Below are 12,812 nucleotides of genomic sequence, written 5' to 3'. Positions count from 1 at the left end.
CGGCCGCGACGAGCCGATACGGCACAGTGGACAGGTGCAGCTTGTTCTCGTGCGTCATGCCCAGCCGGAGCGAATCCTCACCACCTCGGGTCCCGCGGACCCCGGTCTGACCGAGGTCGGGGTGCAGCAGGCCGGCCGCGTTCCGGAGGCCATCGCGCGGCTCGGGGTCGCCGATCATCGCGTCGTGCGCGTGGTGAGCAGTCCGCAGCGGCGTGCCCGGGAGACCGCCGCGCCGACGGCCGCGACACTGGGCCTGCCCGTGGATGTGCTGGACGGCCTGGCCGAGTACGACCGGGATCTGCTGACCTATGTGCCGATCGAGGACGCACGGCGAGCGGCGGCGCGAGCAGACTCGGCGCAAGCGCACGGTAACGATCCCGCAGCCGACGCCGCGCAGGACGCTACCGCCATGGTGTATCGGCGGATCAAGGCCGGGTACCTGCCCGATCAGGTCGACGGTTCCGCATTTTTTCAGCGGGTTTCGTCCGCCATCGTCGAGATCGTGGCCGACGCGGAGCATTCGGATACCGTTGTCGCCTTCGCACACGGCGGGGTGATCAACATAATGTTGCAGCATGTGCTGGGTCTCGAGCGCCCGCTCACTTTCCCGATCGATTATTGTTCGATCACACGAATTCTCTACTCCCGCACAGGTCATCGCACCGTAGCCACCGTCAACGAGAACGGGCATGTGTGGGATTTGCTGCCACGCAATCTCTCGGGGGCGTAACGAACGCTGAATTCTGAGCGGTTTAACAGAGTGAGCGGATCACGGTCTTAGAGTTCGATCGTTGGATGAGGTGCCGTGAGTCGCTCAGTCCGGACTCATGTTCTCCAGAGAAAGGCAGCTCGTTGCTCACCACAAGGAACTCAACCCGTTCGCGGCGCATCGCCGCCCGGGTCGCCATCGCCGGCGCCCTGGCCGTCGTCCCGCTGGCGGCAGTGGCCGGCCCGGCCCTGGCCGATACCGTCGCCACCGCACCGTCCGCCACCCAGATCGACTGGCGTCATCACGACGACCACGGCGGCTGGCCGGGCGGCGGTGGCTGGGACCACGGGGGCGGGAATCACGGTGACTGGCACCACGGCGGCGACTGGCACCACGGCGGCGGCGGCTGGGGCGGCGGCCAGTGGGCACCCCCCTTCGAGACCGGATCCGCTGGATAGGAACCCGCTGTGATCGGTGACCGACGACGACACGGTCACCGATCGACCGGGTGGCCGCTCCCGTCATCGGGAGCGGCCTTGTCCATATGCGGAGGGTCGTCCTATCGAGATTTGATGTGCCAGAACATATTTCCTGAACAGGATCACTACAGCGGGCGCATACCCCGGTCCCAGCTCATTGCCAGCTTGGACTCACGGCGCACCTAGCAAGTGTGATTTGAATGATATTTACCAGCCGCCGAAGAAGGCGGCGCGGTACCTCCCCTGAAAGGTAAGACGTTGCTGTCCAACGCAAAGTCAACTCGCACCCGCCGCCTCGTCGGCCGGGTTGCCCTGGTCGGAGCCCTGGCCGCGGTGCCAGTGGCCGCCATCGCGGTCCCGGCCTTCGCCGCGACCCCTAGCGCCTCCTCGGTCGACTGGCACAACTCCGGCCCCGGCGGCTGCGGCGGCCCCGGCCCCTGCAACCCGGGTCCGGGTGGACCCGGTGGCCCCGGCGGCCCGGGTCACCCCGGCGGCCCCGGTTTCCCGGGAGGCCCGGGTCATCCCGGCCCCGGTGGGCCCGGTGGCCCGGGAGACCACGGCCCGTGGCACGGCGGCCCGGGACCGCAGGGCCCGTGGCACGGTGGTCCGGGACCGCAGGGCCCCGGCCCGGCGCCGTGGATGCCCACCGGTTCGGCCTAATCCCGACGGATCGCTTGTCCCGTTAGAACGCGAAGGGGCCACTCCCAGCCGGGAGTGGCCCCTTTCGTGACGTTGTAGCTGATTAAGCCATGCCCGCGAGCCAGTGGTGCATCCACGAGGTCGCGGACTGACCGCCGCCCACGTCGTAGTAGCCGTACGAGGTGTGCGCCCCGGACCCGTAGAACTTCTCCAGCTGCTGCACCCGCTCCTTGTTCGCGCCCTGGGTGAGCTGGGACTGCAATGTCCCGATCCCGCCCCTGGACATCAGATCTCCGATGATCGAGCCGGCCTCGAGCTGATACCGCCACATGTTGGCCGGGTTCGGATCCGAGGTCTCGGTGAGGAAGCCGGCGAATCGCGTGATGAAATCATCGGACTTGGTGGAGCAGTACAGATCCTTGGGATCGCAGATGGTGCGCACCCGGTCGCTCAGGAATCCGAACCCACCTGGCCGCGGACCGCTGGCACCCGCGCCACCGGCCGGCGGGCCGACCTGCACATCGGTGGGCGAACGCCGCGGATCGGAAATCAGGCCGACGCCGGAGATCCGGTTCGGCGTGACGGCGCCCAGGCCCGTGCCGATATTGGCGGCGACGTCTCCGGCCGCATCGGCGCCCTGGCTGTAACCGACGATGGCGATCTTCGTCGCCGGGCACTGCGTGCCCATCGCGTGGATCATGCCGTTGGCATGGTTGACGGCGATCTGCTTCGACTTGCCGTAGATGTCGCCCTCCCACGGGAAGGCCGTGGCGGGGTAGTCCACGTAGTCGACGCGTGTACCGCTGGGTAGGCCATGCGTGACACCGGCGAGCATGCCGGGGCCGGTCATGTGCTCATGCTTGTCCTGACCGGTCTCCCAGGTACCCGGGATCGCGACCACGTATAGGTTCGGGCAGCCCGGGTCCGCGGCGGCAGACCCGCTGCTCAACACCACGCCGGACAAACCCGACAGTGCTACTGCTGCCGCAGCCGCGGCAATCCTTTTCAACCGCATACTGTTCCAGTGCTCCAGTTCCAGCCCGCCCAGGTGGGCACATCCCGACGACTTCACGATGGTGTAGGCACCTGCTTGCAGCCTGGTGAACCAGAGACGAACAATCTTCCCGAACTCCTGTGCACCTGGTAACAGCCGTACGCCTGCCTCGACACCACACCGTGATCAAGAGTAAATGTACCGGCGCGCGGAAGCCATTCGGAGGTCGGAATACTCAGGATTCCCTCGATCCGACGCCCGAAACCGGACGAATCACGAATGAAATTCGGACAGATAACAGACGATGCCCGCGCGTATCACGCGCGGGCATCGTCGGAGTTCCGGCCTTCCTACCGCTGGGCGACCGTCGTGGGCACGATCGGCGACGGCAACGCCGACTCGCCCTCGAGGAACCTGTCCGCGGCCGCGGCGGCCGAGCGCCCCTCGGCGATGGCCCACACGATCAGCGACTGACCGCGACCCATATCACCGGCCACGAACACGCCCGGGACGGTGGTCTGGAAGTCCTTGTCGCGCTTGACGTTGCCGCGCTGGTCGTAGCCGACACCCAGATCCTCGAGCAGTCCGGGCTTCTGCGGGCCGGTGAAGCCCATGGCCAGCAGCACCAGATCGGCCTCGAGGGTGAAGTCGGTGCCCTCGATCTTCTCGAAGCGGCCGTTCACCATCTGCACCTCGTGCGCCTGCAGTCCGGTCACCTTGCCGTCCTCGCCGACGAAGCGCTCGGTGTTGACCGAGTACACGCGCTCGCCGCCCTCCTCGTGTGCCGAGGACACCCGGTACATCAGCGGGTAGGTCGGCCACGGGGTGGAGTCGGCGCGCTGCTCCGGTGGACGCGGCATGATCTCGAACTGGTGCACGCTGGCCGCGCCCTGGCGGTGCGAGGTGCCCAGGCAGTCCGCGCCGGTGTCGCCGCCGCCGATGATGACGACCTTCTTGTCCCTGGCGTGAATCGGCGGCAGGCCGTCCGCGTCGGTGATCGGGTCGCCCAGCTGCACACGGTTGGACAGCGGCAGGAACTCCATCGCCTGATGGATGCCGTCCAGGTCGCGGCCGGGCACCGGCAGATCGCGCGCGATGGTCGAGCCACCGGCCAGCACCACCGCGTCGAACCGCTCGCGCAGCTGCGCGGCCGTGATGTCCTCGCCCACGTTCACGCCGGCCTTGAAGATGGTGCCCTCGGCCTGCATCTGCGCGACGCGACGGTCGATGAAGCGCTTCTCCATCTTGAATTCCGGAATGCCGTAGCGCAGCAGGCCGCCGATGCGGTCCGCGCGCTCGAACACCGTCACGGTGTGACCGGCGCGGGTCAGCTGCTGCGCCGCGGCCAGACCAGCCGGACCCGAGCCGACAACGGCGACCTTCTTGCCGGTCAGGCGGGTCGGATAGACCGGGGTCACCCAGCCGGCGTCGAAGGCGTTCTCGATGAGCTCGACCTCGACCTGCTTGATGGTCACCGCGTCCTGGTTGATGCCCAGCACGCAGGACGATTCGCACGGCGCGGGGCACAGCCGCCCGGTGAACTCAGGGAAGTTGTTGGTCGCGTGCAGCCGGTCGATGCCCTCGCGCCAGCGACCCTTGTAGACCAGGTCGTTCCACTCGGGAATCAGGTTACCCAGCGGACAGCCGTTGTGACAGAACGGAATACCGCAGTCCATGCAGCGGCTGGCCTGCGCACGCAAGGTGTCCTGCGAGAAATTCTCCTCGTAGACCTCTTTCCAGTCCATCAGCCGCAGCGGCACCGGCCGCCGCGTGGGCAGCTCACGCTTGGTGTGCTTCAGAAATCCCTGTGCGTCACCCATTCTCGACTCCCGACTTCCGCGCCAGCTCGGCGCACCCTCTGGTTCCGGTGCGTCGCGCGTCAGTCAGCAGTGTCCGCGCACGATCGAAATACATGTGATGGTCCGCCACGGGCGACTCGACTCGGTTACCCACGCGCGGCCTCCATGATGGCCTCGCCCACGTCACGCCCGGCCTTCTCGGCCTCCGAGATGGCCAGCAGAACCTTCTTGTAGTCCCGCGGCATGACCTTCACGAAATGTGTCACCTGCTGTGACCAATCGCTCAGAATGCGCTCGGCCACCACCGAACCCGTCTGCTCGCGGTGGCGTGCGACGGTCTCGTGCAGCCAGGTGAAATCGTCACCCGACAGCTCTTCGACCGCATCGGCCTGTTCGGGCGACACCCGCTTGTCGAAGGTGCCGTCCGGGTCGTAGATGTACGCGACACCGCCGGACATGCCGGCGCCGAAGTTGCGCCCGGTATCACCGAGGATGACGACCTTGCCGCCGGTCATGTACTCGCAGCCGTGATCGCCCACGCCCTCGACCACCGCGGTCGCCCCGGAGTTGCGCACCGCGAACCGCTCGCCGACCACACCGCGGATGAATGCCTCACCGCTGGTGGCGCCGAACAGGATCACGTTGCCCGCGATGATGTTCTGCTCGGCCACGAATTCGGCCGGGGCGTTGAGCGACGGGCGCACCACCAGGTGGCCGCCGGACAGGCCCTTGCCGACGTAGTCGTTCGCATCGCCGAACACCCGCAGCGTGATGCCGGCCGGGACGAACGCGCCGAAGCTGTTGCCCGCCGAACCGGTGAAGGTGATGTCGATGGTGTCGTCGGGCAGGCCCGCGCCGCCGTACAGCTTGGTCACCTCGTGGCCGAGCATGGTACCGACGGTCCGGTTCACGTTCGTGATCTTGGTCTCGAACTTGACCTGCTTACCCCGCTCGAGGGCGTCGGCGGACTGGGCGATGAGCTCGTTGTCCAGCGCCTTGTCCAGGCCGTGGTCCTGGCCCTTGGTGTTGCGGCGGTCCTGGTACATGAACGCCGTCTCGACGTCGTCCAGGATCGGCGACAGGTCGAGCTTGGCCGCCTTCCATTCCTCCTTGGCCCGGGTGGTGTCGAGCATGTCGACCCGGCCGATGGCCTCGTCGAGGGTGCGGAAGCCCAGCGAGGCCAGGTATTCGCGCACCTCCTCGGCGATGAACAGCATGAAGTTCTCGACGAATTCCGGCTTACCCGTGAACCGCTCGCGCAGCACCGGGTTCTGCGTGGCTACACCCACCGGACAGGTGTCCAGGTGGCACACCCGCATCATGATGCAGCCGGACACCACCAGCGGCGCGGTCGCGAAGCCGAACTCCTCGGCGCCGAGCAGCGCGGCGATCATGACATCACGGCCGGTCTTCATCTGGCCGTCGACCTGCACGACGATCCGGTCACGCAGACCGTTCAGCAGCAGCGTCTGCTGAGTCTCGGCCAGGCCGAGCTCCCAGGGGCCGCCCGCGTGCTTGAGCGAGGTCAGCGGCGAGGCGCCGGTGCCGCCGTCGTGGCCGGAGATCAGCACGACATCGGCATGGGCCTTGGAGACTCCAGCCGCGACCGTCCCTACCCCCGGCTCGGCAACAAGTTTCACGTGAATCCGAGCCTGTGGATTCGCGTTCTTCAGATCGTGGATCAGCTGAGCGAGATCCTCGATCGAGTAGATGTCGTGATGCGGCGGCGGCGAGATCAGCCCGACGCCCGGCGTCGAATGCCGTACCTCGGCGACCCACGGGTACACCTTGTGCGCGGGCAGCTGACCGCCCTCGCCCGGCTTGGCGCCCTGAGCCATCTTGATCTGGATATCGGTGCAGTTGGTGAGGTAGTGCGCGGTCACGCCGAAGCGGCCCGAGGCCACCTGCTTGATCGCACTGCGCCGCCAGTCGCCGTTCTCCTCCGGCTCGAAGCGGGTCACCGACTCGCCGCCCTCGCCGGAGTTCGACCGGCCGCCGAGGCGGTTCATGGCGATCGCCAGGGTCTCGTGCGCCTCGGCGGAGATCGAGCCGTAGCTCATCGCGCCGGTGGAGAACCGCTTCACGATGTTCGCGGCGGGCTCGACCAGATCGATCGGAATCGGGTTGCGCTCGCCGCCGCGGAACTTGAACAGACCGCGCAGCGAGGCCAGCCGCTCGGACTGATCGTCGACCAGCTTGGTGTATTCCTTGAAGATCTTGTACTGACCGCTGCGGGTGGCGTGCTGCAGCTTGAACACCGTGTCCGGGTTGAACAGGTGGTACTCGCCCTCGCGCCGCCACTGGTATTCGCCGCTGATCTCGAGCTCGCGATGCGCGCGCTCGTTCGTGTTCTCCAGGAAGGCGATCCGGTGCCGCGCGGCGACCTCGCCGGCGATCTCCTCGAGCCCGATGCCGTCCAGCGGCGAGCGCAGGCCGGTGAAGTACCTGTCGCACAGCTCCTGAGACAGGCCGACGACCTGGAACAACTGCGCGCCGCGGTAGGAGGCGATGGTGGAGATGCCCATCTTGGACATCACCTTCAGCACGCCCTTACCGGCGCCCTTGATGTAGTTCTTGACCGCCAGGTCGTAGTCGTCGCACAGCTGCCCGGAGGGGTTCGGCATATGCAGCGCGCCGCGCTCGAGCATGTCTTCGAGCGACTCGAAGGCCATGTACGGGTTGATCGCGGCGGCGCCGAAGCCGATCAGCAGGGCCATGTGATGCACCTCGCGGGCGTCACCGGCCTCGACCACAAGGCCGACCTTGGTACGGGTGCGCTCGCGCACCAGGTGATGGTGCACCGACGCGGTGACCAGCAGCGACGGGATCGGCGCGAGCTTCTCGTTGGACTCACGGTCGGACAGCACGATGACGGTGGCCCCGCCATCGATGGCCGAGGAGACCTGCTCGTTGATCGCCTGCAAGGCCCTGCGCAGGCCCTTGCCGCCCTTTTTCACCGGGTACAGGCCGCGCACGACGACCGAGCGCAGGTTGGGGCGTGTGCCGTCGTCGTTGATGTGCACGAGCTTGGACAGCTCGTCGTTGTCCAGAATCGGCTGGGTCAGCGTGATCTGACGACAGGAGTCCGGGCTGGGATGCAGCAGATCGTCCTCGGGTCCGATCATGCTGCGCAGGCTGGTGACGACCTCCTCACGGATGGCGTCCAGCGGCGGGTTGGTCACCTGCGCGAACAGCTGCGAGAAGTAGTCGAACAGCAGTCGCGGACGCGCGGACAGCACCGCGATCGGGGTGTCGGTGCCCATCGAGCCCAGGGCCTCACCGCCGGTGGTCGCCATCGGCGACAACAGCAGGTTCAGATCCTCGATGGAGTATCCGAAGATCTGCTGCCGGATCTTCACCCGGTCGTGCACCATATGCTCGTGCGCGCGGTCGGGCAGGTCGGACAGCTTGGTCGGGCCGTCGTCCAGCCATTCCTGGTACGGGTGCTCGCCGGCGAGTTGGGTCTTGATCTCCTCGTCACCGATGATGCGGCCCTTGGAGGTGTCGACCAGGAACATGCGGCCGGGCTGCAGCCGGGTCTTACGGACGATCTTGGACGGCTCGATGTCGAGCACGCCGACCTCCGAGGCCATGATGACCAGGCCGTCGTCGGTGACCCATACGCGTGAGGGACGCAGGCCGTTGCGGTCGAGCACCGCGCCGACCACCGTGCCGTCGGTGAAGCACACCGAGGCGGGGCCGTCCCACGGCTCCATCATGAACGAGTGGTAGCGATAGAAGGCGCGCCGCGCCGGATCCATCGCCTCCTGCCGCTCCCACGCCTCCGGGATCATCATCAGCACGGCGTGCGGCAGGCTGCGCCCGCCCAGATGCAGCAGCTCGAGCACCTCGTCGAAGCGCGCGGTGTCCGACGCGCCGGGGGTGCAGACCGGGAAGATCTTCTCCAGCCGGTTGCGGCCCTGCTCGTCGATGCCGAAGACCTCGGACTTCAGCAGCGCCTCGCGGGCGCGCATCCAGTTCTCGTTGCCGGTGACGGTGTTGATCTCGCCGTTGTGCGCCACGCGACGGTACGGGTGGGCCAGCGGCCAGGACGGGAAGGTGTTGGTGGAGAAGCGCGAGTGCACGATGCCCAGTGCGGACTCCACGCGCTCGTCCTGCAGGTCCAGGTAGAACGCCCGCAGCTGCGGGGTGGTGAACATGCCCTTGTAGACGAAGGTCTGCGCCGACAGACTAGGGAAGTACACGGTCTCGCGGCCGACCGCGCCTTCCCCGGGACCGGCTTGACCGAGTTCGTGCTCGATCCGCTTGCGCACGACGTAGGCACGGCGGTCCAGGTCCATGCCGGTCAGCTGCTCGTCGGTACCCGCGGAGCTTGCGGAGCGGCCATCGGCACTGCTGGGCGAGGCAATGAAGATCTGGCGGAACGTCGGCATGGCGTCGCGGGCCAGCGCGCCGAGCGAGGACTCGTCGACCGGGACCTCGCGCCAGCCGAGTACGACCAGGCCCTCTTCCCTGACGATCTTCTCCACGCCGTAGCAGGCGCGGGCGGCCTCGCGGCGGGCCTGCGGCAGGAAGGCGATGCCGGTGGCGTACGAACCCTCGGGCGGCAACTCGAACGTGGCGCCCTCGTCCGCCAGCACGGCCCGGAAGAACGCGTCGGGCAGCTGGATGAGAATGCCCGCGCCGTCACCGCTGTTCACCTCGGCGCCGGCGGCGCCTCGGTGTTCCAGGTTCAGCAATGCCGTAATTGCCTTGTCGACGATGTCGCGGCTGCGGCGGCCGTGCATGTCGACGACGAACGCGACGCCGCAGGCGTCGTGTTCGTTCGCCGGGTCGTAGAGCCCGGTCTGTCCGGGTGACCTATGGCCAGGAAGTTGCGTCATGCCTCTGCCTTCAAAATCAGGCCTTCGATGAAATAGGGCCTTCGTCGAACGCCTCCGTCTAGACTGCGCCCGGAGGATTTCGTCGGACCAGCGGCGCTGATGGTCGTCCTGTGCAGTCAACTCTCCAGTTGTCCACCCGCGCCGGATCGTCGTCGTCGGGTGCTCGGTGGTAGCGGAGTTCTCGCGTCTCCCTACTCACCACGCCGTGCTGCCCGTCAGGCTGAGAAGTCTCCGACCGAGAGCCTGACGTGACCATCGGCTCGTGACCGAATCGGGCGTTATAGCCGGGCATTTCGTACCCGGCGTAAGAGCAAACGATAAGTCAGGACCTGTGCCCAACCAACTCAGGCTGCCCTAAGAACAGCTTCTACCTGGGCTTCTCCAATGGTCCTCCATTACCTGCGCGTTCTCCAGTGTAAAGCAGAGATCGGCTATCGCTCAGCGCCGTATCCCACTCACGCCCGGTATTGCCACTGCGTGCGCGTGCGGCTTGGAGGTAAGCCGCCAGATGCCCTCTAACCTGCATTGATACATATTTCCCGGATCGGTGGTCGGACAAACCGGTTCGAGGACGGCTAACTTTCCGGACATACGATCGAGATCTTCCGGACATGGAAAAAGCGAGGAAGGGCAGCGTTCAGACCGTACGGCCTTGTTCAGTTGACGTCGCCTTGGCAAATCATTGGCTAACATCTACTGTGCAGTATCTCACAGCCCAACGGCGTTCACACGACACCGCCGGACCGGTGCGCCACCTGCTGTGAACCTGACCACATCCACTGCAACACGCTCGGTGGAATCGGCGTCGGCCTGTCACTGTATTCGCATGCGCGTGGCCGGGGACCCGCGCGGGCGACAATGAACGAGGATGTGAGATCCCATGACCGCCCCTCATTTTCCCTCGAACCCGCTGACCTGGCTCGGCGGCGCCGGCTCGGGGATCATCGACCGCCACGAGCGCGCGGCCTACGCGACCACCGGCGCGGTGGTGCTGGTGTTCGCCGCGATCTGCGGCGCGGTCGTCGCGGCCGCCGCCGTGCAAGGGCACTGGCCGTGGTTCGCCGTGGTGCTCGCGCTGATCATCGCGCTGGCGCTGGCCGGCGCCCTGGCACGGACGCTGGCGACGGCGCCGCTGCCGTCCGGCCGGCGGCCGCGGTTCGGCGATGCGCCTATCGCCCGGATCGCGATGGCCGGGCTGGCCGGTGTGGTCGTGGCCGAACTCGCGACCACGGTGCTGCTGGGCGGCGCGGTCGATCGTCGGCTCGACGACTCGGCCCGACTCGACGCCGAATCCGCGACGCCGGTGGTCGCCGCCCGCACCACGCTCGATCAGGCACGGGCCGATCGCGGCGCCCTGGACCACGCCATCGCGCAGGCGCGGTCCGATATCGGGCAGGCCCTGATCGTGGCCCGGTGCGAGTACCACCCGGGCCCGCAGTGCCCGCAGAACGAGATCACCGGCGTGCCCGGCGTCGGTCCGGAGACCCGTACGGACAACAGCATGCTCGACGACGCGCGCACCCGCCTGGCGGCCGCGCAGGCCCGGGTGCAATCCCTGGAGGACCGGGTCACCCGCGATCAGCAGGCACTGGATTCCGCGCGCGCCACCGCGGTGCGGACCGGCGATCGCGGCCCGGGCGCACGGTGGCTGGCCATGAACGATTACTCCTGGACTCATCCCGGCGCCCTGCTGCTGCGGCTGGCGAGCATCGTGATTGTCGTGGCGCTGGCCCTGCTGCCGCTGCTGTTGCGCCGGTGGCGCGGCGAGACCGCATTCGATCGCGGCATGTCCACCCGGGCCGCCGCCGATCGCGCGGAGAACGCCGCGGACACGGCCATCGCCATCAAACGCGCCGAGGTCCGCGCGGAGTCCGAAATACTGCGGGCGGACGGGGATCTGGCGGCCGCGCACCTGGCCGCGCACGCCGACACGGTGATCGACCGCGAACGTCAACGCCACCGGATCGTCGCCTCGATCGGCGCGGTACAGATCGGCGTCTCCGCGCCGCAGCGCCGCGCCATCGCCGAATTCGAGGCCCTGGCCGAACTTCCGGCCGATCCCGCCACGCGATCCCAGGAGGAATACGTGAACCCGCCGGCATCGCAGCCCTCGACCGCGCTCACCCCGGCGAGTTCGCGCGCCCTCGAACCCGCCCCACGGACCGAACAACCCGGCGGCCTGGAACTTCCGCTCATCGGCACGGTTCCGTTCACCGACACCGCCGCCCGCTGGATCCGCCCCCTGGTGCCCTCGTTCGTCACCGATGCGATCGATACCGCCACCCACCCCCTGCGCACGGTGCGCCACGTCCTCGAGGAAACCGAGGAGATCACCTTCACCCTGCGACGCACCCGCAAGATCACCATCGACACCACCGCGCCGGGCGGCCCCGACCGGTCCGCACATGCCGTGATCGATGCCGAGAAATTCGACGCCCCGGGCCATTCCGCGCTCGGCCGGGGAACGGACGCACCGGCATACGATCTGCCTGCCACCGGTGAGCGCGGCGCTCTGGCGGACCGCTCCGGCTCGCCCGAACTGAAACACCGTGGCACACGCCAGCTTCCACCTGGGAACGAATGATCCGCGCGCCCGGCTCGCCCGGGCGTGGCGTACCCGCGAATGCCGCTCGTTCCTGCGGGCGAGCGTGATTCGATGCGGTTGACTGGTGTGATGGTCGACTACGAGGTAGTGCGGGTCTTCTGCGGGGACGACTGGCGGTTCGGCAACGAACTCGGCGTCGTGCGCGACGGCACGGTGGTCGCCGCCGACGCCGAACGGCTGGCGGTCGCCAAGGAATTGGGGTTCAGCGAAACGGTATTCGTCGATGATCCGATCGACGGTGTCATCGACATCTGGACGCCGTCGCTGCGGCTGCCGTTCGCCGGGCACCCCTGCGTAGGAGTGGGCTGGCTGCTCGCCGCGGCGGAGCTCACCACCCGCGCCGGCCGGGTGAGCGTGCGCCACGACGACGAACTCACCTGGATCACCGCACATCCCGACTGGGTGCCGCCGCGCACCCTACGCCGATACGATTCGGCCGCCGAGGTCGACGAGCTGCGCGTCCCGCCGCCGGGCGAATGGATCTACGCGTGGGCCTGGCAGGACGAATCGTCCGGACAGGTCCGCGCCCGCGCCTTCCCCGGCCGCGGTGACGGGATCGATGAGGACGAGGCGACCGGCGCCGCGGCCATCGCACTCACCGCGGCGCTGAACAAACGGCTGACCATCACACAGGGGCGCGGCTCGCAGATCCTGACCGCGCCGCGGCCGAACGGAATGATCGACATCGGCGGCCGCGTCCGCGATATCGCGCATCTCGATCGCGCGTGAGTGGAGCGCGGCGG

At 67.7% G+C, this 12,812-nt stretch carries 8 protein-coding genes; 5 read left to right on the top strand and 3 right to left on the bottom strand.

The genetic code is table 11. The features are described 5' to 3' along the window. The first annotated feature begins 34 nt into the window (after nt 1–34). The 3 genes from JZ791_RS00690 (at nt 35) to JZ791_RS00680 (ending at nt 1,848) form a co-directional block, all read left to right on the top strand. Nucleotides 35–730 carry a histidine phosphatase family protein gene (locus JZ791_RS00690; RefSeq protein WP_216892097.1) on the top strand — a complete coding sequence of 232 codons (696 nt, stop codon included), beginning with the start codon at nt 35–37 and terminating at the stop codon, nt 728–730. A gap of 122 nt (nt 731–852) precedes the next feature. Continuing rightward, on the top strand, nt 853–1,167 hold the full coding sequence (locus tag JZ791_RS00685; RefSeq protein ID WP_216892096.1) for a hypothetical protein: 315 nt from the start codon (nt 853–855) through the stop codon (nt 1,165–1,167). A gap of 279 nt (nt 1,168–1,446) precedes the next feature. After that, nucleotides 1,447–1,848, top strand: a complete 402-nt coding sequence (locus JZ791_RS00680; RefSeq protein WP_216892095.1) for a hypothetical protein — start codon at nt 1,447–1,449, stop codon at nt 1,846–1,848. Between the two features lie 82 nt (nt 1,849–1,930). On the opposite strand, the gene JZ791_RS00675 is transcribed toward JZ791_RS00680, so the two are convergent. The 3 genes from JZ791_RS00675 to gltB all read right to left on the bottom strand — a co-directional run bounded on the left by JZ791_RS00675 (nt 1,931) and on the right by gltB (nt 9,464). Beyond that, nucleotides 1,931–2,842 (bottom strand): cutinase family protein, encoded by a 912-nt coding sequence (locus JZ791_RS00675; RefSeq protein WP_216892184.1) that lies wholly within the window; start codon nt 2,840–2,842, stop codon nt 1,931–1,933. 329 nt (nt 2,843–3,171) lie between these two features. Beyond that, entirely contained in the window at nt 3,172–4,641 is a 1,470-nt protein-coding gene (locus tag JZ791_RS00670) for a glutamate synthase subunit beta (protein WP_216892094.1), read from the bottom strand. 125 nt (nt 4,642–4,766) lie between these two features. After that, nucleotides 4,767–9,464, bottom strand: coding sequence for a glutamate synthase large subunit (gltB, locus tag JZ791_RS00665; protein WP_216892093.1), 4,698 nt, complete (start codon nt 9,462–9,464; stop codon nt 4,767–4,769). 880 nt (nt 9,465–10,344) lie between these two features. On the opposite strand from gltB, the gene JZ791_RS00660 reads away from it, so the two are divergent. Further along, entirely contained in the window at nt 10,345–12,048 is a 1,704-nt protein-coding gene (locus JZ791_RS00660) for a DUF4407 domain-containing protein (RefSeq protein ID WP_216892092.1), read from the top strand. Nucleotides 12,049–12,120: 72 nt separating this feature from the next. Next, on the top strand, nt 12,121–12,798 hold the full coding sequence (locus JZ791_RS00655; RefSeq protein ID WP_254204991.1) for a PhzF family phenazine biosynthesis protein: 678 nt from the start codon (nt 12,121–12,123) through the stop codon (nt 12,796–12,798). Nucleotides 12,799–12,812 lie beyond the last annotated feature (14 nt).

Source organism: Nocardia alni (assembly GCF_019038435.1).
Classification (GTDB): Bacteria; Actinomycetota; Actinomycetes; order Mycobacteriales; family Mycobacteriaceae; genus Nocardia; species Nocardia alni.
The sequence above is the reverse complement of the archived record's forward strand: the minus strand, read 5'-3'. Positions and strand labels throughout refer to the sequence as shown.

Coding starts and splice junctions, on each gene's coding strand:
- JZ791_RS00670 (WP_216892094.1), bottom strand. CDS start 4,641: ATGGGTGACGCACAGGGATTTCTGAAGCACACCAAGCGTGAGCTGCCC.
- JZ791_RS00660 (WP_216892092.1), top strand. CDS start 10,345: ATGACCGCCCCTCATTTTCCCTCGAACCCGCTGACCTGGCTCGGCGGC.
- JZ791_RS00655 (WP_254204991.1), top strand. CDS start 12,121: ATGCGGTTGACTGGTGTGATGGTCGACTACGAGGTAGTGCGGGTCTTC.
- gltB (WP_216892093.1), bottom strand. CDS start 9,464: ATGACGCAACTTCCTGGCCATAGGTCACCCGGACAGACCGGGCTCTAC.
- JZ791_RS00675 (WP_216892184.1), bottom strand. CDS start 2,842: ATGCGGTTGAAAAGGATTGCCGCGGCTGCGGCAGCAGTAGCACTGTCG.